Here is a 20,611-nt window from a genome sequence, read left to right as displayed (position 1 = left end):
CGTCTCTTCATGACTCAGGATAAAAGGAGCTTTCCCGCATGACTATTGGTAGAATTGTGATCTCCCTCACCGACCCTGCGCGCCGGGAGTCGTTGAACACCCAAGAGGCACCGGAAGCGTCCCGCCGCTTTCCCGTGAGTGTGTTCTACCCGGCAGAGGCCGGAAACGAACTTCAGCAAAAAAGTTCGGTGCTTTCATTGTTCGAGCCGGCGGTGGAGCGGAGTGCGGAGTTGTTTGCGATGGTGGGGCTGGCAGAAGAACGGCTGCGCGCGACTGCCGTTCCTATTTATAACGACGCGCCGCCCGCGCGAACGGACAAACCGCTTCCGGTCGTGGTGTTCGCGCCGGGATTCGGCGTGGATCGAGACCTCTATGTGCGACACATCGCAGCGCTGGTGCAGGCCGGATTTCTCGTGGTGACGGTGGGAGCCACGTACGATACGCTCTTCACCGTGTTTCCGGACGGCGATGTCGAGATGCAATCGCCGCGCTGTTCCGGCCAAGACTTCACCGATTTCCCGACGTTGCGTGAACTCGTCCGCGTCCGCCAAGCGGACGTGCAGTTCACTTTGACCCAACTGCCGCTCTGGAACGAGGGCGAAAGTCCGCTGAACGGGCTGTTCGATCTGGAGCGCATCGGCTTGATGGGACATTCGCTCGGCGGCGCAGGTGTTTTTGGCGCGGCGCAAGCAGATTCGCAAATCCGCGCCGTGGTGCTCCTCGATGCGAGCCTGCACGTCCTGCCAAGCGAGTCGCCGATCTCGTTTCCGGTGTTGAACGTGCGGCAAGAAGCGGCATCGCTTGAAGAGATGCTCCAAACCGAAATGAACGACAAAGTCGCCCGCGCGATGGCGGAAGGCCAGCAACGCCTGCACGACCTTGCAGGCGCGGACCGCTGTTTCGTCAAAATCCAAGGGGCCGATCATATGACGTTCTCCACCATCCCGGCGCTCTTTCAAGAGACGGAGAAGCTGACCCGCGGGCAAGAGGCGATCCAAGCGGTGACCGTTGCGTTTTTGGAAGAGTTTGCGGGAGGGCGTGCGGGGCGTTTTGCTGACTTTCTCGCCGGCGGAGAACGCCCGGCGCAAGTGCTGGAAATCGACCGCGACGGACACCTGTCCCGTCCGTGAGTGAAAGCCTCGCAACCTGCACAGACTGCAAGCAGGGGGTGAGATTCATGAACCAAAACCAACTGGCAAACCTCAACGAAGAGCAATCCCGCCGCATCGACCAACTCGAATCGGAACTCGGCGTGGTGCTGATCGCGTACGACGGCTACCGGCAAGAAGACAACCAAGGCCGCCCGAATAAGTAGGAAAAAAACGCCTTTGTCGCGCCCGTTGGCAAAGGCGTTTTTTTCCGTGCCCTTTCGAGGTATACTAGTTCGTATGAGTCATAGAGGAGGAATTTGTGAATGAGCGTACATATTGGTGCAACTGAAGGACAAATCGCAGAAACGATCCTGCTGCCGGGCGATCCGCTGCGGGCGAAATACATTGCGGAAACGTTTTTGGAAGGCGTGCAGGAACCGTATAACACCGTGCGCGGGATGTACGGCTTCACCGGCACCTACAAAGGAAAGCGCGTGTCTGTGCAAGGAACCGGCATGGGCATTCCGTCGATCTCGATCTACGTGCATGAGCTGATCAATTCGTACGGCGTGAAGAACTTGATTCGCGTGGGCACGTGCGGCGCATACAAGCAAGACGTGAAAGTGCGCGACCTGATCCTCGCTCAAGCGGCTTCCACCGATTCGGCGGTCAACCGTCATCGGTTCGGCGGCAACCTCGACTTCGCGCCGACGGCGAACTTCAAGCTGTTGAAGAACGCGTACGACGTGGCGGTTTCCCGCAACATGCCGGTGCATGTCGGCAATATCTTCACCAGCGACACGTTCTACAACGACCGCGGGGCGGAATTGGTGCCGTTGCTCGCATCGTACGGCGTGTTGGCCGTTGAAATGGAGACGGCGGCGCTGTACACGCTGGCGGCGAAGTTCGGCGTAAACGCGCTGGCGGTCATGACGGTCAGCGACCACTTGATCACCGGTGAAGAAACCACGTCGGAAGAGCGTCAGACGACGTTTAACCAAATGATCGAAGTGGCGTTGGAAGCGGCGTTGCAGGAGTAACTTCCGATGCCTGCGTCCGACCTCGCTTTGAAAAAACTCCGGCTGCGCGAAGACGCCAAAGCGGTGGTGTTGAACGCGCCGGAGGGGTATCTGGAGTTGCTCGGAGACTTGGAAGGGTTCGATGTGCGAACCGAGGTGGACGAGCCGGGGACGTTTGATTTTGTGCAGTTGTTCGTGAAAAGCGTGGCGGAGTTGCAAGAATGGGTTCCGCTGGCGGTGAAAGCGCTTGGCGGCGGGGATGCGATCTTCTGGATTGCCTATCCGAAGAAAAGCGGCAAGATCAAAACGGACATCTCCCGCGATGTCGGCTGGGACGTGGTGGACGAAGCGGCGTACGAAGGAGTTTCGTTGGTGTCGATCGACGAAACGTGGTCTTCGATGCGGTTTCGCCCGCGCGCGTCTGTGGATTCCTCCTGGACCCGGTCCGGCAAGACCCGTGTGGAGCGGTTGGCGGAGAGGAAGCAAGCCGCCAAGGAAAAACCGCCCGTCGACCGCACGGTGGAAGTGCCGGAAGATTTCCAAGCGGCGCTTGCCGAAAGCGCGGCGGCGAAGGAGCTGTTTGACACACTTGCGTATTCGCACCGCAAGGAGTACGTCACGTGGATCACGTCCGCCAAGCGCGAAGAAACGCGCACCCGCCGCATCGGACAAGCGATTGAGAAACTGCTCGAAGGCAAAAAACGCCCCTCGGGGATGTGACGTAAGGGCACCTTTTAGGGGTGCTCTTTTTTCGTTCTGAGGCTCATGCATAGCGCCCTCTTCCATTGGAAACCATTGGGGTGGGAGGTGGAACGAAGATGGCGTTTGATTGGTGGGACATCCTGGGTCGGGTGGGGTTGGCGTTTGTTTTGGTGTTGATTGCGACGCGCACGCTTGGCAAGAAGATGATGCAGAGCTTGAGCTATCTCGACTTCATGGCCGCCATCACGCTCGGCTCGCTGACCGGCGCCATCGTGCTCGACCATAACATCACGCTCGGCGATCTCGTCTTGGCGATCTCCGCGTTTACCGTGCTCGTGCTGATCATGTCTTTTTTTCAACTCAAATCCAGACGCATTCGCCGCCTCCTCTCCGGCGTGCCGATTGAAGTGGTGCACGACGGCAAGATTTTGGAGAAGGAACTGGAACGCTCCCGCCTGACGATGGAGAACCTCACCCAGCAACTGCGGCTGCGCGGCGTGTTCGACATCGCCGAAGTCAAGCAAGCCTATCTCGAAACCAACGGCCAACTCAGCGTCCTCCTGCGCCCGGAAGCGGAACAACTGCGTACGGGCACCTTCCTCACCCGACAAACGAAATTGCCCGACCAACGCCACCCGGTGGAGTTGATCGTCGACGGCAACGTTCTCTCGCACAACTTGGAACGCTGGGGCTACGACCTCGCATGGCTGATGCAAGAACTCGACGCCAAGGGCGTCCGCGACACGTCGGACGTCGCCTACGCCGTGCTCAATTCCAAAAACGAACTGTACGTCGACCTCTACCGCGACAACCTGATGCAATAAGAAAAGCCTTCGTCCGCACGCACATCGGCATGCAGACGAAGGCTTTTTTGACGAAGCCAAAAAATTACTCGGCAATCCCCACGCGGCACCGCAGAAACTCCTCGCTCTGCAATTGCCCGTAGGCAAAAACCGCCGTGTCCCCCGTGGTGATGCGCATCCCGCCCTCGGGGAGCACCTCCCGTTCCACGCGGTAGTGCCCGGTCGCGGCGCCTTCCGGGAGGTACGTGGGGCAGACGAGCGTCCAGTCGAGGTTCTCCGTGGACGCCAGCATTCGGTACGCCCGTTCGTGGTCTTCCGCAGCGGCGGTCGTCGTGCGGCGGGTTTCGCTGGAGCGGTAGCGGAGCAAGTGCGGCTCGGAGCGGGCTTGCAAGATGCCCGCCGTGCCGATGGAAACAATCCGCCGAATCCCGTTCTCCCGCATGACGTCCAGAATCACCGCCATGCTCTCCGACAGCACCGTGCCGCCGTCCGTGTTCAGCGAGCAGAGCACGGCGTCCGCTCCCGTCACGGCCTGGGAAACGTCAGATCGAGACCGCGCATCTCCAAAAGCAAACTTCAGGTTGGGCACAGATGCCAGCAAACTGGAATTCGTCTCGGGCAAGACATCGTGACGCGAGGATTCATTCTCGGTCGTCGCGTTGCAGGGAGTTGTTGTTTTCAGCCAATCCAGCAACGCCTCGCTTTTTTCCACCGACCGCACAAGGGCGGTCACATCATGCCCGTCTTGCAGCGCCAGCCTGACCATCTCGCGCCCGACGCGGCCCGTGGCGCCGAGGATCAAAAGCTTCATGCCGCGTCACGCTCCTTTCTCTACCGTACTTTTGCGAGCCTCCAGGCTTCGTGAAACACAAGCGTCGGTTCTGTGTCACGTCCCAGACGCTGCAAGCGAATCAACCCCGTCTCCTTCGAAAGAAACAGGTTGGGCGACAGCGCGTCGAGCACCGACGTCTTCTTCCCGCCGACATGGTGAACCGCCAATTGGTCTTCCTGCATCCACACCTCATATTGATCTTCCCCATCGTCGTACAACCCCAACCAGTCTGTCCAATCGGCGGGATTCGGCGTATACTCGGGTAGATTCGCACGTCCCCGCACCTGTCCGTTCATCATGATCCCGCGCACGGGCTCTTCCCCTCGGATCGGGAACCCGACGGTGTGCGTGTGACCCGATTTCGATTTTGCGAAATAGAGGCGTTCTCGAAGGGGGAGCAGGTTCATTGTTTCCCCGTGGACGCGAAGCATCAGTTCGTCGTTCTCGATGAACACGTCCACGAGACCTTCAAACGTGGAGGACAGATACGTCCCCGTGTACAGCGGCCACTCTGCGGGATTCGCAGTGTCCGGATTCTCCTGCGGCTCCGCTTCCGGCACCTCTTGCCCCCACTGCAACAAATCCATGATTCGATGCCCCAACTCGTACATCATCTCGCCGTTGCCAAGCGCCGCGACCGCTACTTGGTCTTCCGGTGAGAACAGCAGCAACGACGTGTACATGTAACTCGCTTGCCCGTAGTGGTAATACCGCGTCTTGCCGTTTTTCGGCAAGATGAACCATGACAGCCCGCATTGAAAACCGTTGGCGCGCATGACTTCGACGTGCGGCGTCAGCATGGTCTCCACCGTCTCCGGTTTCAACAGCGAACCGCCGCCTTGCAAAAACGCTTTGGCCACTTGCGCAAGATCGAGGACCGTCGAGAGCCCCATCATCGCCGGCGCACTCGCCGCCGCGTCATAAAAATTGTGCCACAGCGACAACTCTCCTTCGGCGTCGCGCAGGTGCGGGCGGGCGATCGGGTACGTCAACGCCACCAACGGATCAAACGTCGTGCGTTCCATGCCGAGCGGCTCAAACACATATTCCTTCATCAATTTTGCATAGTGCTTCCCCGTCACCGCTTCGGCGATATACCCCGCGATGTTGAAGTTGTGGTTGCTGTACGACCATCCCGTTCCCGGCTCTGCAAGCATCGGAATCGTCGGCACATACTCGCGCACGTACTTCTCCAACCCCTCCGGATCACGCGACCCGAACGCGTCGCCGCCCGTCGGCAAGCCGCTTTGGTGAGAGAGCAGCAGGCGCAGCGTGAGCTTCTCCGCCGCGCCCGGGACGCTTAGTTCCAGCCACGGCACATACTCGCGAACCGGTTTGTCCAACTCCAACACGCCCTCTTCCACGAGGCGCAAAATCATCGAGGCGGTCAGCGGTTTGGTCACGGAAGCGATGCGGTAGATCGTATCGGCCGTCACCGGCGGCGAATCCGGGAGGATGCTCTCCCGCCCGTACCCGCGCGCGTACGCGATCTCCTCGCCTTGGACGATGGCGAGCGACGCGCCGGTGATCTTGAAAGTCTCCCTATGAGCTTCCACAAGGGCGTCAATTTTTGTGAGCAACGTACCATCCATCTATGCTTGTCCTCCAAAATATTGCGGCATATACTAGGTAGTATCTAATAGTTGGACATTTCTGGCAACCGGAGGACACGCCATGAACGAAAAAACCGCCCTGCCCCCAACCCTCGTCCCCCTGCTCGACGGGTATCAAAAACTGCTCCACTCCGCGCTTGGCGACCTCATCCACGGCGTCTACCTCTACGGCTCCACCGCGTTGGGCGCGTACGAGCCGACCCGAAGCGACATCGATTTTCTCACGCTGCTGAACCGCCCCTTGCAAGGTAGCGAACTGGAGCGGTTGCGCGGCGTGCATCTGTGGCTGGAGCGCGAGTTCGAAGACGCCGGGAAATTGGAGGGCATGTACATCCCGCTCACCGATGCGGGGCTGACCGTCCCGCAACTGCCGGAGCACCCCTGGTACGCCAACGGACGCTTTATGCCCAAGGGGCACTACGACATCAACCACGTCACGTGGTGGACAGTCAAAAACCGCGCCATTTCCCTCGTCGGCCCCGCACCTGCCGATCTCCCGTTTGACGTTCCGTGGGAGCGCGTCGTGGAGACCATGCAGTACAATTTGGAGCACTATTGGGCGGGGAAAGCGGCGCGCAGGTTTCTTTTTTTCCTCGACGAGTGGATTGAGTTTTCGGTTTTGACGCTGTGCCGCATTCACTACACGCTGGCGGAACGGGATCTTCTTTCGAAAACGGCCGTCGTCGACTACGCCCTGCAAACCTTCCCGCCGCGCTGGCATCGTTTGATTCGGGAAGCCCTACGCGTGAGGGAAGGCCGGGAGAAAAAGTCGGTTTTTTCCTCGCGCAGAGAGCGGTCGCAGGAAGCGAAGGAATTTGTTGCATTTGTGCGGGAGGAAGGTGCTCATTTTTTTAATAAAAAGCCCGGTTCCCAGTAGGAGAGCCGGATTTTTTTTGCTAGAATGGAACGTATCTAAAGTGAGGTGTTTCAGTTGCTAGACCATGCCACACAGCTGCTGAAGAAATACTACGGCTACGATTCGTTCCGCAGAGGACAGGAATTTATCATCCGCAATATCTTGCAAGGCCGCGATACGCTGGGCATCATGCCGACCGGCGGCGGGAAATCGATCTGCTACCAGATCCCGGCGCTGTGCTTCGATGGGCTCACCCTCGTCATCTCCCCGCTCATCTCCCTCATGAAAGACCAAGTCGATGCACTCCACAGCATCGGTATTCCCGCCGCTTTCATCAACTCGTCCCTTTCCCAAGCTGAAGCTGACAACACCCTGCGCGCCGCGGGCCAAGGCGCGTACAAACTGCTCTACATCGCGCCGGAGCGATTGGATTCCGAGCGGTTTCGTTCAGAGTTGAAACGCTTGCCGATCTCGATGCTCGCCATCGACGAAGCGCATTGTATTTCGCAGTGGGGGCATGATTTCCGCCCAAGCTACTTGGCGGTGCCGAAGATTCTCGATTTGCTGCCGGAGCGACCGCTCGTCACGGCGTTTACGGCGACGGCGACGCCGGAAGTCACGCGGGATATAAGGCAGTTGCTCGGGATTGCGGGCGATGATGTTTTTGTCACGGGGTTTAACCGGGAGAACTTGCGCTTTCAGATTCTGCGCGGGGAGAACAAGCGCGATTTCACGCTGGACTATCTGAAGCGAAACCGCGACCTCTCCGGGGTGATCTACGCGGCGACCCGCAAGGAAGTCGACCAGTTGTATGAGACGTTGCGGGGCTTGGGGTTTGCGGTCGGGAAGTACCATGCCGGGCTGACCGACGAAGAGAAATCGACGTGGCAAGACCAGTTTCTCTATGACGATGTGCGGATCATGGTGGCGACGAACGCGTTTGGGATGGGGATCGACAAGTCCAACGTGCGGTTCGTCCTGCACTTCAACATGCCGAAGAACATGGAGTCGTACTACCAAGAAGCGGGTCGCGCCGGGCGTGACGGAGAGCCGTCGGAGTGCATCTTGCTGTATCATGCGCAGGATGTGCAGTTGCAGAAATTCCTGATTGAGCAGTCCGTTTCCGCACCGGAGCGCAAAGCGGGCGAGTACAAAAAACTCCAGAGCATGATCGACTTCTGCCACACCACGCAATGCCTGCGCAACGCGATCTTGGAGTACTTTGAAGACGAGATCCCCGAGCCGTGCGGGGTTTGCTCCAACTGCAAAGACGACCGGGAGTTGCGGGACATGACGCGGGAGGCGCAGATGATTTTTTCCTGCATCCGGCGCATGCGGGAGCGCTTCGGGGCGTCACTGGTCGCGCAGGTGTTGAAGGGGTCGGCGAATAAGAAGGTCAAGCAGTTCAACTTTGACCAACTTCCGACGTATGGGTTGATGAAGCAATATAAGGAGAAGGACATCACCGACCTGATCCACGTGCTGACGGCGGAGGGTTATCTGGCGCTGAGCGAGGGGCAGTATCCGGTTGTCCGGTTGGAGCCGAAAGCGGTGCTGGTGTTGCAGGGGCAGGAGCAAGTCTTCCAGCGTGTGCAAGTGCAGAGCGAGACGGTGTACGAGCGGGACGACACGCTGTTTGAGCGCTTGCGGACGCTGCGCAAAGAGATTTCGCAGCATGAAAAAGTGCCGCCGTACATCATCTTTGCCGACAGCACGCTGCGCGAGATGGCGGATACCTGTCCGACGGACGAAGCGGCGCTCGGCAACATCAAGGGTGTCGGGGAAGCGAAGATCGCTCGATATGGCGAGGTGTTCCTCGAACTGCTTCGAACGTACGCGAGGGAGAAAGGTCTGCAACCCGTGGCGGTTGGGGCTTCGGATGTATCGGCATCCAGCGAAAGTTTCGGTGCCGCTTTAAACTCGACTCCCGGATTTGCAGGTTCGACGGGTTCGACGGGTTCGACGGCTCGTTCCGGCAGTGCGGCCGAATCGGACGAGACTCCGAGCCACATGCTCACCTACGAGCTGTTCCAAGCGGGGTATGACGTGGACGCGATCTGCGCGGAACGAGGAATCAAAGCGCAGACGGTGCAAGACCACATCATCCGCGCGGCGACCGAGGGGAACCCGCTTGACTGGACGCGAATCATCCAGCCCGACCACGAACCCCTGATCTACGCCGCCATCGAAGACCTCGGAGCCGAAAAACTCCGCCCGCTCAAAGACGCCCTCCCCGAAGAGGTTGACTACTTCGCGATCAAAGCGGCGATCTGCAAACGGGCTCTCTAATGAAATAAAAAAAGGAGGCGTCGTTTGACTCCTCCTCATTTCACTTTATTTTCTCCTGTGGTAGAATCAAACCAACACAATTGAATAGGCTCCTCAAGGGCGGTCGGCTCATCCCCTCGTGAAAGGGGGTGAGAGGGATGTCAACTCATGATGTGGTTTCGCTCATGTTGCAGTTTGGCCTGTTTTTGCTTGCAGGGCTTACGCTGATCGTGACGATCATCAAGTATTGGTTTGACATGCACAATAAACAGAAATAGATCGCCCCATGAGTTTGGCCTCAGGCGATCTATTTCGCTACCAATTTGAGCCGACCCCCTTGAAGGGAATCAGTTGTGCAAAACGACCGTGGGTGCTACCAACACCTGCGGTCATTTTTTAGTTTACTCGCTTCTTGTGAGTTTATTCTACCACAACCCGTGCCGGTCCTTCAACGACCGACCGCCCCTCAATCCTGCTCCGGCAGCGGCAAGTGCACATCCACAATCGTCCCCACGCCGACCTCGCTTGCGATCTCCAAGCGGCCGTTATGCCCCTCGATGATCTTCTTGCTGATCATAAACCCAAGCCCTGTCCCTTTCGTCTTGGTCGTGTAAAACGGCTCGCCGATATGCGCGAGTTGCTCTTTCGGAATCCCGGTCCCCTCGTCCTGCACGCGAACCCGGATGTGCGTCTGCCCCGCAAGGCTTGCGAACATGCGCAGCGTCCCGCCGCCCGGCATCGCTTCGATGGCATTCTTAATGAAGTTGATGAACACCTGCTTCATCTGGTTTTCATCGCAATCAATCTCCGGCAACCCCTCCGCAAACTCCGGTTGGATTTGCACGTTGTGCAGGATCGCCTGCGTTTCGCTGAGCGTCAACACATCCTGCAATATCGCCTCGATCCGCCGCCGCTTAAACACGCTCGCCTGCGGTTTCGCCAACACCAGCAACTCGCTGACGATCATCTCGATGCGCTCCAACTCCGACTCCATCACATCCAGGTACTTGCTCTGCCCCTTCTGACTCAAACTCATCAGCTTCACAAATCCTTTGAGCGCCGTCAGCGGATTGCGAATTTCATGCGCAAGCCCCGCCGCCAACTGACCGGCGATGCTGAGTTTCTCTGTCTGTATCAACATCTCCTCCGACTGCTTGTTTTGGGTGATATCCCGGCACGTACCGCTCACCCCGATCACTTCACCTTGTGTGTTGCGCACCGGTGACAGCGTCGCGCTGACATGAATCAGCCGCCCGTCCTTGCACAAGCGCTGTGTTTCATACCCGCTTATCCGCGCGCCCGCTTTGATCTTGCGGTGAATCTCCTCAATCTCGTCCGCCAAAAAATCCGGCACAATCGGCAAATTTCTCCCCAGCACTTCCGCTTCCGTCCAGCCAAACAACGACTCAAACGCCGGGTTGACTTGTAACAGCCGGTCGTCGAGGTCAATCATCCAAATCGCATCCGCACTGTTGCTGATGAACGCTTCCAACCGCTCCTTGGTCTTGCGCAGTTCTTCTTCCGACTGCTTCATGCGGGTGATGTCCCGGCAGGTTCCGCTGATGCCGATCACGTCACCGTTGGTGTTGCGCACCGGAGAGAGCGTGGCGCTGACGTACACCAACCGTCCGTCTTTGCAGAGGCGCTGCGTTTCATAGCCGATCTCCTTGTGGCCCTGCAGGATTTTTTGATGCAGGAGTTCGATCCGCTCGGCCAGATCAGGCGGCACAATCGGCAGCGGTTTGCCGACGACCTCCTCTTCCAACCAGCCAAACAGCGCTTCAAACGCCGGATTGACTTGCTGGACATCCCCCTTCACATCAATCATCCAAATCGCATCCGCGCTGTGTCGCAAGAACGATTCCAGTCGCAGGACTGTGGTGTGCACATCCGTTTCGCCCGCAGTCATGATTATCTACACTCCCAGTAGAGAATATTTTATTTTAAGTCGCATCACATGATGAGAAAGTTTTTTTTTGTTTATCTACTATATAGTACGTCGCCTACTTTTTTAGACCTTTATAATGAAAAAAATAGACCTCCAGACGGTGCGTTCTACCGTGTCGGAGACCTATCTCTCTCGATTCTCTACAAGTACCGCTCCTGCATCAACGCCACATGATCCCCGATGTTCTGGCTGACCTGCGGGATCGAGTACCCCACAAACAGCGGCGACGTCGGGAAGCGCGGCACGATCTTGCACAGCAGCACTCCGTCCATCTCGTAGAAGAACAGATTGTAGCTGTTGTTGTTTTTATTGAAATGATTCATCACATAATCGGTTGCCATCTGAATGTAGTCCGCCCAGAGGTCGATCTGCGAACGATCCCGCAAGATCGCGTTCCATTCAAAAAAGCCGATCCGCGGCTTCGTGGAAATGTTCAATTCCACGCCCGGCTGCTCGGTGATTACCAAGCCTTCAAACTGCTCCCACGACACCTCTCTGCGGTAATCGAGGTGCTTCAACCCGACGATTTGCATGTGCGGATGGCGAATCGAACCGCCGGAGAGCGGGCCGTGGTTTTTGTAAAACATCACCGAGCGAAATTCCCCGGTCGCCTCCATCGCTTCCCATTGCTCCACGCCGAAGCGAATCAACTTGTGCAGATGCTCGCGGCTGTACAGCCACAACTCCGAATCGCACTCGTCCGTCTCGATCAGCACGGTTTGCAACGTATCGCGCAGCACGGGGAATTTGTTTTTGACCAAGAGGATCGAGTCTTGCTCCGCCAGCACGTCTTCCAAACTGTCGCGGTCGCAAAACGGACAAGCGGTCGTGCGGTTGACGATGCTGTTCGGTTTTTGCCGTCCGAGCATCGAATCAAAGTGGAGATGAGTATGGGTCATGTGCAACGTCACTCTTTCTACCTGATTTTTCTCCGGCCCGGTAGAAGGGCACCGCCAGCAGGGTCAAGAGCGCCAACACGCCAAACACGGCAAATCCATGTCCATAGCCGAACGTCTCCAACAAAAACCCCCCGGCCCACGGGCCGAAGCTCTGCCCGAGAAACTGCAGTCCGGTCGCACCGTAGTACGCCCCGCGCAAGCCCTCCGGCGCCAAGTCTGCTACTGCGACTTCTGACACCACAAAACATAAAATCTCGCCCACCGTGAACAGCAGCATGCCCGCAATCAACGGCACCAGCGTGTGAAACACGCCGAACACCACGAGCGAGAGCGCAAAACTCACGCCGCCAAGCGTCACGGCGCGCAGCGGCGGAATCCGCCCCGCCCATTTGCTCACGGGAGCCTGCAACACCAAAACGCCCACCGCGTTTGCCACCAACAGATACGAAAACCACTGCACCCCGTGCGCGAAATCCGGCGATGCGCCCAAGTATTGCCCCAGCGTCGAATCCAGATGCGAATACGCCGTGCAGACGAACGCCTGCCCGATCAAGAGGTTGCGAAACACGCGGTCTCGCACGACGACCGACAGCGCTTCCCGCACCGTCACGCGGTTGACTGAAGTTGTAACTTCAGATTGCAATCCGCTTCTTCTCGTTCCCATCATAGCACAGAACAGAGCCGCTCCATAGAGACCGTAGACCGCCGCCGTCACGTAAAAAGGCGTCGTGCTCACCGTACTTCCCGCATACACGCCCGCGAGCGGTCCGAGTGAAGCGCCCAAATTGATCGCAAAATACCGCACGGAAAAAACCCGCAAGTGCTGCTCCGGCGGCGTCACGTCCGCCAGCATCGCCCTCGCCGCCGGCTCAAACAAATTCCGAAACAGGCCGTTGAGCATCGAGTAGAGCAAAAACATCCACACCTGCGACGCCAACGCGAACCCGACAAACACCAGAACCATCGCGAGCACCGACCCGATCATCACCGGAAACCGCCCGAAGCGATCGGACAGCAGCCCGCCCGCAAAACTGCTGACTGTGCCGACCAACAGACCCGCGCCGAGAATAGCGCCGACCGACGCGGCCTGCAACCCCTGCACCTCATGCAGATAAATCGCCAAAAACGGGATCGTCATGAAATACACGCCCCGTGATAAAAACGTCCCCGCCACGACCAGCCACGCCATCGGATGCATGGTGGAAAGTTTCACTTCCATTCGCTTCCACTCCTCTCTTATAATCGAAATTGTAAAGAGAGAAGGCACGGAACGCTTGGCAACGGTTGCGCGCCGGGCACCGCAATTTTTGACGGGCAGGGGGACGGACCCGTGAGATACCTGAACTTAAAGTTGGGTCGCAGCAAGATCATGCTGACCCAGTTTGAACCGCATGCATCCGATCCGGAATTGCACGGGCACGGAGACGAGTTTCAACTCTCCATCCCGCTTGCGGGCGTGCCTTTGATGGAACACGGAGACACGCCGCAGGTGGAGAAACTGCCGGACTTCGGCCGCTACCTGACCCGGCCCGGCGAGATGCACCGGCACTTTGCGGGCGACGGAGCGTCGCGCCTCCTGCTGATCAACTTCAAACAGGCGTTTTTAGAGGATGTGTTGCGCGATCGACTGCAACATCTGCCGACCTCGCTTGAGTTTGCGGCGTGGAGCGAAGGGCCGAACGACGCGTTTCGCAAACTGGCGGAGCGGATCATCCGCGGCTCGATGGCGGGGCCGGAAGACGTGGAGACGCAGGAGTTGGAGCTGGAATTGGCACAAGTGTTGCTGTCGGCGCAACCGGGAACGCACACCGCGTACTGGAACGCCTCTCCGGACGCGCAGCATCATCCGGCACTGGGCCGCGTCATGGCGATGATTCACGACACGTACGCATCGGGCGAGCTGTCGTTGGACACTCTGGCCCAAGAAGCGGGACTGAGCAAATACCACCTGCTCCGCCTGTTTCGCACGACGATCGGACGCACGCCGGGGCAGTACATCGCCGACTTGCGTTTGGAGCACGCGGAGCGGTTGCTCGCCCGGACGGACGACGAAGTCACGACGATCTGCTTTGATGCGGGATACGGCAGTTTGAGTTCGATGGAACGGGCGTTTAAGCAACGGTACGGCGTCACGCCGACCGAATACCGCAAACAGAAACGAGGGACGACATCATGAGTTCACTGCATTATTACGGAAACGAGACGATCATGTCGCTGGATCAAGCGGTTCACCTGCGCCCGAATGAAGTGCGCGTGTTGGAGTGGGTGCGCACGTACGAATTTCTGGAGAACAGCGCGGGCGAGGACGACCCGGTGCCGGAGTTTTTGGAGATTCGCATCTTGGAAGCGGGTGCCGTGCGCATTCGGCGCAACCGGATCACCGACTTCCCGGAGTTTGTGACCGAGCGCGAAGAAGTGCATCCGGACGTGGAGGCGGCTCTGCAAGTATTCCTCGACTGGGCAGAAGCCCTTTTGTAAAAAACACACCGCAGACGAGGCTCGTAAAAAAGCCCCTCGCTTGAAAGAGTCTCTATTCGTACGCGTTGTTTGAACGGTAACCGATCCGGCTCGTAAAAAAAAGACCCCCTTGGCGGGAGTCTTTCGGTTCCTACTCGTTGCGGGACGCGGCCGGCAGGTTCTCGTACCCGTCGACGACGAGATCGAGTTTGCCGGTTTCCGGGTCGATGACCAGCCCGTGCACCGGCACATGCTTCGGCAGCAGCGGGTGGTGACGGATGATTTCGACGGAGCCGCGAACCGACTCTTCGACGTTGTCAAAGCCGTGCAGCCACTTGTGCAAGTCGAGGCCGGAGTAGTCGAGGACGTTGAGCGTTTGCTCTTCGATGCCGGCCGCTTTCATTTTTTCAATCGTGGCGGACGGGTTGATGCTCGCCATGCCGCAGCCGTGGTGGCCGATGACGGCGACTTCCTGCGCGCCGAGCTCATAGAGTGCGACGATGATCGAGCGCATGATCCCGCCAAACGGCGAAGTGAGGATGCCGCCGGCGTTTTTGACGATTTTCGCGTCGCCGTTGCGCAGGTTCAGCGCGCGCGGCAGCATTTCCGTGAGGCGGGTGTCCATGCAGGAGAGGATGACGAGTTTTTTGTTCGGGAACTTCGTGGTTTGATACTGCTCGTATTCCTTGTTGGCTACGAACTCTTCGTTGTACGTCAGAATGTCTTGGAGGATGCTCATGGGTTTCCCACTCCTTCTACATCTGAATTGAACTATGTAGGTCATAGAGGTTTTCTGCGCTGCACAAGTACCATTGTACCATAGGAGGTAAAGGGACATGTCAAGTCTTGGTGAAATGATTGGACAAGGCCGCACGGCAGAAGTCTATGCGTGGGGAGACGGCAAGATTCTAAAACTGTACCGCGAGGGCTTCCCGACGTCGTGGGTGGACTACGAATTTCGCGTGGCGCAAGCGGTGAACGAGGCGGGTGTGCAGGCGCCGCTGGCGTACGAGCGGGTTTCCACGGACGGGCGCGAAGGAATCGTCTACGAGCGCTTGGAGGGCGGCACACTGCTCGAAGCGTTGCACATCGGCTGGTCCCCGCAACAGATCGGGGAAGCGCTCGCCGACCTGCACGCCGGCATGCACGCGGTCGAGGAAAAAAACGAATGGGTGCCCTCCCTTCGCGCGCGCTTGGAATCGGAGATCGCCGGCGCCCAAGGAGTGAGTGAAGACGTGCGCGCGCAAGTGCTCGACTTGCTGGCGAACCTTTCGGACGGTCGGGCGTTGCTGCACGGCGACTTTCACCCGGAGAACGTCTTGCTGACGACAACGCGCGGCCCGGTCGTGATCGACTGGGTGACGGTCGTCACCGGGCATCCGCTCGCCGACGTCGCCCGCACTTCGCTCTTGCTCTCCTTGGCGCAACTTCCGCCGGGACTGGACGGCAATCCGGTGATCGAAGCGATGCGTCAAACCATCCATGACGCCTACCTCGCCCGCTATCAGGAAGTGACGGGCACGACGCCCGCCGACCTCCTGCCGTGGCAGATCGTCAGTGCGGCTTCGCGGTTGAGCGAGTCGTTGCCGGACGCGGAGTTGGAGCGGGTGCGCGGTTTTTTGGAAGCGAATCTGAACAAGTAAATTCCCTGCCGGTCGGTCGGGAAATCCCTTGCTCTTCTCGTGGGATTCCCTTACAATTTAAGAATATGAGATTTAAGAGAGGGGGTTGCGCTAGACTCATGGCACACATTCCGATGAACCCGAACCCGAAGAAGACCAACAACGATCCGATCAACGCGACGATGGCAGACGTTGTTCTGTTCCCGCTGCTGATCGTTGCAATGGCAATCGGCACCCTGGCATTCGTCAGCAACTTGATCTAATACATCTTATCGTCTGAGATCAAAATCCCTGTGCCGCACTCGCGATGCAGGGATTTTCTGTTCATACTAAGAGTACATACCAAGTCTTGGAGAGAGGAGCTTCCCCCCATGATTAAAACCACCAAGTTCAAAGGTGTGCGCGTCCAGTTCACCCGCGACCGCATCGACGTGGACGACCGCGATCCCGACAAGTTCTACTATGAAATTCAGCATGACGACGTGCGGACGCACCTCCCGATCAAGTTCGAGGAGGAAGTCGACGAGGACTTCTGGGGCACGATGATCGCCGACGAAGAGATCGAATTCAACAACGGCGACTTCCACGCCCTCTCCGAAGACCTCGGGTTGAAAATCGCCAAGGCGTTCGGATTGGTTGACTAACCATTTCAATCCCCAAAAGTAAGGCAACGTACAGAAAAAAGCCCTCTTGCCAAAACCTCATGCAAGAGAGCTTTTTTTCGCATATACTTGTTTCTGTCTTAGTCTTGGATAAGAGTTTGGAGGGAAGAATTTGAACACGGTTGCTGCTACCAAACCGGCTAAATTCGCGAAGGTTTGGCTGATCATCGTGCTGGGCGCGCTGGCGGGATTTGCCCCGCTCTCCATCGATATGTATTTGCCGGCGCTTCCGACGATGAGCACGGAATTGAACGCTTCCACTTCGGCGGCGCAGTTGACGCTGACCGCTTGTTTGCTGGGTTTGGCGCTCGGGCAGTTGTTCCTCGGCCCGCTCAGCGACATTCGCGGACGCCGGGGGCCGCTGTTGATCGGACTGCTCGTGTATACGGCCGCCTCGTTTCTCTGCGCGGTTTCGCCGAACATCTGGATGCTGGTGGGCTTGCGTTTCTTGCAAGGCTTGGCGGGTTCGGCGGCGATCGTCATCTCGCGGGCGGTCGTGCGCGACTACTACTCCGGCAGCGAGATGACGAAGTTTTTCTCGTTGTTGATGCTCGTCAACGGGTTGGCGCCGATCTTGGCGCCGATCATCGGCGGGCAGTTGCTGAAGTTCACCTCGTGGCAGGGCGTGTTCGTCGTGCTGGGGGCGCTTGGGCTGCTGATGTTCCTCGCCGTGCTGTTTGGATTGCGGGAAAGTCTGCCCGTTGAAAACCGCTCGCAGGGCGGGATCAAGAACACGCTGGTGACGCTGGGTGCGATCATGAAAGACCGTGTGTTCATGGGCTACGGCCTGTCGCAAGGTCTCGTGATGGCGTCGATGTTTGCGTACATCTCCGGTTCGCCGTTCGTGTTGCAAAACATCTACGACGTTTCGCCGCAATTGTACTCGTTGCTGTTTGCGATCAACGGGATCGGGATCGTGCTCGCCGGGCAGGTGACCGGGCGATTGGCTTCCCGCGTGGCGACGGGCAACGTGTTGACGGCGGGGCTTTTGATGTCGCTGGTCGGCGCGGTGCTTTTGAACGTGATGTTCGCTTCGGGCGCGGGATTGGTCGGCGTGATGGTCGGACTGTTCCTGATCGTCTCTTGCGTCGGCGTCGTCGGGCCGACGTCGACGTCGCTTGCGATGGAAAACCACGGCCGCAACGCGGGCAGTGCAGCCGCTCTGCTTGGCGTCACGCAGCTGTTCGCCGGCGCGATTGCCGCTCCGCTCGTCGGTCTTGGCGGCAGTTATTCCTCCACCCCGATGGGCCTCGTCATCCTCGTGGCGTCGGCAGGGGCGATGCTTTGTTTTGTTTTTTTGGCGCGTCGACGTTAAGATGCCAACCCACTCAAGAAACCATCGTCGGGAATCTCGACCCGGCGATGGTTTCTTTTTGGTGTCAAAAACTCATCCATTTGAACAGCGGCTTGAAGAGGGCGTCCAGCCAAGTCGTCGGCCCGGGCAGTTTCGGGAAGATCACGAGCAAAGCCGCCATAAGCCATCCGATCCCGATGAAAGCGAGGAAGACCCCGCGGTCTTTGCGGGGAGATGTGCGCAGGTGCCGCCATTCCAGATACGCAATGGTGCCGCTTACGGCCGTGATGCCTGCCAATTGGGGCAGAATCATGCTGCTTCACCTCGTCTCGTTCATTTTCAAAGGCTCGGAGATCATGCCGGTATTCAGAATGTTGACGTTGGCATCGACTTGCACCTGCAGACGAGGAAAGGCTTGCTCATTCCAGGTCTCTTGGAGGGCTCGAAGCGATTTCGGGTCTTTTTTGTGAAACGCTTTCCAAAAACCGAATACATCCGCTTTTTCCTCCGTTTGACGCTTTTGAATGACCGTTTTCATGAGCCTGCCGATCTCTTTTTCCGCTTCCTGTTCCAACGTTCGCGAGACTTCGGGATCGGATTCTTTGAGTGACGTCGAGTTGTTCATGACGATCCCGTCCGCGTTCACGTGGATCACGATGTGTGGAATCCCTTTTTCAAACGTCGGTGTCAGCTTGGTCGTGGAGTGCAAGATCTGGACGGTGATAGGTGCCGAAGTGTTTTTCGGTTGGAAGGTGATCATTTGCGGTTTGAAATTGTCGCGAATCCATTGGATGAGGAATCCCTCCTCCAGCCCCACCTCTCCTGCCATTCGATCCCGCTTCATGATGACGCCGCCGTTGATAAACGGAACACTCTGCTCTTTGGTTTTGGCAGAGACCTTTGGCAAAAACGCCACATGACCGTCTCGGGTCAACATCTGCGCGACTTCATTGATGGAGATCTCCCGTTTAAACATCAATTGCGAGTGGTCGCGCATCACGTCCCCCAGCTCCGTTCCCAACCGAGGCTTTGCGAGCATGACGTCCCGTGCGTCCCCTTCGCAGGCGTACGGTTCGATGCGCAATCGAGTCTCTCGGTCCCGAAGAATATAATCCAACTCGTCATGGAACCCGGTTTTCAGCAGATTCTCTCCGAGGAACAGCACCTCTGCCTGCCCCCAAAAGATGCGGCGCGACAGCTTATGCTGCAACAAGAAAACAGCATCTCCGATCGTGGCGGCACTGGCTGTCACCACCATTTTTTGCGTTTCCCCCGACGGTCCTGTTTGGCTCGTCGAGCCGGCGGGGATCACCAATTCGGTGGACAGCGCGATTTTTTGATCCGCGGTCTTGTCCAAACCGATGGAAGTGACGATGGCCAAATCGTTGACTTCGACGCGGTCCCAACACCCGACGCTTCCGAAACTCAAGAGCAAGACCAACCCAAGCATCCGGATCTTCATGCGCTTTTCTTCCTCCTCAACCAAGACGCGACGACCAGCAAGATCAAGATCACGATCGCCAGGTCGCAAGAGAGCGTGCTGTCGACGCTCAGGATCTCACGGAGCTTCTGCAGATTTGGAATGTCCCACACCGAGAGCACCGTCCAGATCATACCCAACGGCAGCGCAAGCGGCGGGTAGCGGGACAGCTTGAACCATTGAGCGGTTCCCAATACGACGGCGTAATGAGTGACGCATAACTGCAAGAAGGTTCCTGCGACCCAAACGACAATCAGCACGGCATCGACATGCTGGAAAAAATCACCGAAGCGAATGTAGCGAACCACCTCCATAAAAGGATAGGTGATGACGGCGACATTTTCCCCGAAAATAAACAGGGCGGACAAACAGGAGACGACCATGGACGTTAGCAGGCCGCCCCAAACCAACAGGGACCACTTGGTGATTTTCGTTTGTTCCTTGACATAGGGGTGCATCATGGACATCAGCCAGAAAAACACGAACCAACTGGCCGGAGTCAGGGCTCCCTTCAGGGCAGGGACGATGCCGTACTCCATCACGGGCAGCATGTTGTCTAATTTCCAACTGGGACTGCTGCACAACACGAGAAGCGCAAACAACACCAAGGAACCCGGCAACAAGAGTCCCGCCAATCTTCCCAGCACTTCCAGTCCGCAGCGAACCGCCAGAGAGACGAGCAACACCATGCCGCCTGAGATCACGAGGGCAGGCGTTTGATCGAGAAAGACAGCGGAAATAAAGTCTGTATACTCTCTCAATATCAGAGCGTTGGTGTGGAGAAAGAAAAACAACAGCACAAAACTGATGCATTTCCCCAGCACGGTTCCTGCCAAACGGTCACAGTATTGGATCAGCGTCTCTTGCGGATACACCCGTTGCAAACGGAGCACGCAAAACAAAACCGCCAATCCGACTACGGAAGCCAAGAGCGGGGAAATCCACAAATCACGCATGGCGAGCAACCCGGTGGTGGACGGGATGGTCAAAACGGTGTCAAACGCGATGCTGCTGTAGAGGAGCATAGACATCTGTTGAACTGAAATCCGGCCGTGTTCCATCGCA

The 20,611-nt window shown here is 57.7% G+C and carries 23 protein-coding genes; 14 read left to right on the top strand and 9 right to left on the bottom strand.

The annotated features are described in order from the left end of the window. The first annotated feature begins 38 nt into the window (after positions 1-38). The 5 genes from EL26_RS23310 (at position 39) to EL26_RS02100 (ending at position 3,636) form a co-directional block, all read left to right on the top strand. Positions 39-1,130: an alpha/beta hydrolase family protein gene (locus tag EL26_RS23310; RefSeq protein ID WP_152559144.1), complete on the top strand. Its 1,092-nt coding sequence runs from the start codon at positions 39-41 to the stop codon at positions 1,128-1,130. A gap of 47 nt (positions 1,131-1,177) precedes the next feature. Continuing rightward, on the top strand, positions 1,178-1,315 hold the full coding sequence (locus EL26_RS25260) for a hypothetical protein (protein ID WP_161780643.1): 138 nt from the start codon (positions 1,178-1,180) through the stop codon (positions 1,313-1,315). A gap of 99 nt (positions 1,316-1,414) precedes the next feature. After that, complete coding sequence (gene deoD, locus EL26_RS02110; RefSeq protein ID WP_038083981.1) at positions 1,415-2,131, top strand: purine-nucleoside phosphorylase; 717 nt, start codon at positions 1,415-1,417, stop codon at positions 2,129-2,131. Between the two features lie 6 nt (positions 2,132-2,137). Further along, the gene (locus tag EL26_RS02105; RefSeq protein ID WP_038083979.1) at positions 2,138-2,830 is read left to right on the top strand and encodes a YdeI/OmpD-associated family protein; all 693 of its coding nucleotides are present in this window, start codon (positions 2,138-2,140) and stop codon (positions 2,828-2,830) included. 98 nt (positions 2,831-2,928) lie between these two features. Next, positions 2,929-3,636 (top strand): YetF domain-containing protein, encoded by a 708-nt coding sequence (locus EL26_RS02100; protein ID WP_052035888.1) that lies wholly within the window; start codon positions 2,929-2,931, stop codon positions 3,634-3,636. Positions 3,637-3,700: 64 nt separating this feature from the next. Here EL26_RS02100 and EL26_RS02095 read toward each other — a convergent pair whose 3' ends face one another. Both EL26_RS02095 and EL26_RS02090 read right to left on the bottom strand, forming a co-directional pair. After that, complete coding sequence (locus tag EL26_RS02095; RefSeq protein ID WP_038083977.1) at positions 3,701-4,426, bottom strand: NAD(P)-dependent oxidoreductase; 726 nt, start codon at positions 4,424-4,426, stop codon at positions 3,701-3,703. 20 nt (positions 4,427-4,446) lie between these two features. Beyond that, on the bottom strand, positions 4,447-6,039 hold the full coding sequence (locus EL26_RS02090; RefSeq protein ID WP_052035887.1) for a serine hydrolase domain-containing protein: 1,593 nt from the start codon (positions 6,037-6,039) through the stop codon (positions 4,447-4,449). Positions 6,040-6,121: 82 nt separating this feature from the next. Between EL26_RS02090 and EL26_RS02085 the strand changes: the two genes are divergently transcribed. The 3 genes from EL26_RS02085 (at position 6,122) to EL26_RS26090 (ending at position 9,462) form a co-directional block, all read left to right on the top strand. Continuing rightward, a complete protein-coding gene (locus EL26_RS02085) occupies positions 6,122-6,937 on the top strand; it encodes an aminoglycoside adenylyltransferase domain-containing protein (protein ID WP_038083974.1) in 816 nt (271 codons plus the stop codon). 54 nt (positions 6,938-6,991) lie between these two features. Continuing rightward, positions 6,992-9,205: a DNA helicase RecQ gene (gene recQ / locus EL26_RS02080; RefSeq protein ID WP_038083971.1), complete on the top strand. Its 2,214-nt coding sequence runs from the start codon at positions 6,992-6,994 to the stop codon at positions 9,203-9,205. Between the two features lie 137 nt (positions 9,206-9,342). Further along, positions 9,343-9,462 (top strand): putative holin-like toxin, encoded by a 120-nt coding sequence (locus EL26_RS26090; protein ID WP_238546035.1) that lies wholly within the window; start codon positions 9,343-9,345, stop codon positions 9,460-9,462. A 188-nt stretch (positions 9,463-9,650) separates the two neighbouring features. Here EL26_RS26090 and EL26_RS02075 read toward each other — a convergent pair whose 3' ends face one another. The 3 genes from EL26_RS02075 to EL26_RS02065 all read right to left on the bottom strand — a co-directional run bounded on the left by EL26_RS02075 (position 9,651) and on the right by EL26_RS02065 (position 13,250). Continuing rightward, positions 9,651-11,093 (bottom strand): PAS domain-containing sensor histidine kinase, encoded by a 1,443-nt coding sequence (locus EL26_RS02075; protein ID WP_052035886.1) that lies wholly within the window; start codon positions 11,091-11,093, stop codon positions 9,651-9,653. 179 nt (positions 11,094-11,272) lie between these two features. Continuing rightward, entirely contained in the window at positions 11,273-12,031 is a 759-nt protein-coding gene (locus EL26_RS02070) for a DUF4931 domain-containing protein (RefSeq protein ID WP_038083969.1), read from the bottom strand. Further along, positions 12,006-13,250 (bottom strand): MDR family MFS transporter, encoded by a 1,245-nt coding sequence (locus EL26_RS02065; RefSeq protein ID WP_038083967.1) that lies wholly within the window; start codon positions 13,248-13,250, stop codon positions 12,006-12,008. The genes EL26_RS02070 and EL26_RS02065 overlap by 26 nt, the downstream gene beginning before the upstream one ends. Before the next feature lie 111 nt (positions 13,251-13,361). Between EL26_RS02065 and EL26_RS02060 the strand changes: the two genes are divergently transcribed. Continuing rightward, on the top strand, positions 13,362-14,207 hold the full coding sequence (locus EL26_RS02060; RefSeq protein WP_038083964.1) for an AraC family transcriptional regulator: 846 nt from the start codon (positions 13,362-13,364) through the stop codon (positions 14,205-14,207). Between the two features lie 5 nt (positions 14,208-14,212). Then, entirely contained in the window at positions 14,213-14,509 is a 297-nt protein-coding gene (locus EL26_RS02055) for a hypothetical protein (protein WP_038084250.1), read from the top strand. A 130-nt stretch (positions 14,510-14,639) separates the two neighbouring features. Here EL26_RS02055 and EL26_RS02050 read toward each other — a convergent pair whose 3' ends face one another. Further along, on the bottom strand, positions 14,640-15,227 hold the full coding sequence (locus tag EL26_RS02050) for a beta-class carbonic anhydrase (protein WP_038083960.1): 588 nt from the start codon (positions 15,225-15,227) through the stop codon (positions 14,640-14,642). A gap of 97 nt (positions 15,228-15,324) precedes the next feature. Between EL26_RS02050 and EL26_RS02045 the strand changes: the two genes are divergently transcribed. The 4 genes from EL26_RS02045 (at position 15,325) to EL26_RS02035 (ending at position 18,087) form a co-directional block, all read left to right on the top strand. Next, positions 15,325-16,131 (top strand): phosphotransferase family protein, encoded by an 807-nt coding sequence (locus EL26_RS02045; protein WP_081856904.1) that lies wholly within the window; start codon positions 15,325-15,327, stop codon positions 16,129-16,131. 98 nt (positions 16,132-16,229) lie between these two features. Beyond that, positions 16,230-16,373 carry a hypothetical protein gene (locus EL26_RS25255; protein WP_161780642.1) on the top strand — a complete coding sequence of 48 codons (144 nt, stop codon included), beginning with the start codon at positions 16,230-16,232 and terminating at the stop codon, positions 16,371-16,373. A 108-nt stretch (positions 16,374-16,481) separates the two neighbouring features. Continuing rightward, positions 16,482-16,754: an LPD28 domain-containing protein gene (locus tag EL26_RS02040; RefSeq protein ID WP_038083957.1), complete on the top strand. Its 273-nt coding sequence runs from the start codon at positions 16,482-16,484 to the stop codon at positions 16,752-16,754. A 130-nt stretch (positions 16,755-16,884) separates the two neighbouring features. Next, positions 16,885-18,087 carry a multidrug effflux MFS transporter gene (locus EL26_RS02035; RefSeq protein ID WP_038083954.1) on the top strand — a complete coding sequence of 401 codons (1,203 nt, stop codon included), beginning with the start codon at positions 16,885-16,887 and terminating at the stop codon, positions 18,085-18,087. Positions 18,088-18,151: 64 nt separating this feature from the next. On the opposite strand, the gene EL26_RS02030 is transcribed toward EL26_RS02035, so the two are convergent. The 3 genes from EL26_RS02030 to EL26_RS02020 are packed head-to-tail and all read right to left on the bottom strand — an operon-like array spanning position 18,152 to position 20,607. Then, positions 18,152-18,379, bottom strand: a complete 228-nt coding sequence (locus tag EL26_RS02030) for a hypothetical protein (RefSeq protein ID WP_038083951.1) — start codon at positions 18,377-18,379, stop codon at positions 18,152-18,154. Positions 18,380-18,385: 6 nt separating this feature from the next. After that, positions 18,386-19,528: a Ger(x)C family spore germination protein gene (locus tag EL26_RS02025; protein ID WP_038083948.1), complete on the bottom strand. Its 1,143-nt coding sequence runs from the start codon at positions 19,526-19,528 to the stop codon at positions 18,386-18,388. Beyond that, on the bottom strand, positions 19,525-20,607 hold the full coding sequence (locus EL26_RS02020; protein WP_038083946.1) for a GerAB/ArcD/ProY family transporter: 1,083 nt from the start codon (positions 20,605-20,607) through the stop codon (positions 19,525-19,527). The genes EL26_RS02025 and EL26_RS02020 overlap by 4 nt, the downstream gene beginning before the upstream one ends. Between the last annotated feature and the right edge of the window lie 4 nt (positions 20,608-20,611).

This window comes from Tumebacillus flagellatus, from assembly GCF_000714935.1.
In the GTDB taxonomy this organism is placed as follows: Bacteria; Bacillota; Bacilli; order Tumebacillales; family Tumebacillaceae; genus Tumebacillus; species Tumebacillus flagellatus.
This window is presented reverse-complemented; position numbering and strand designations above follow the sequence as displayed.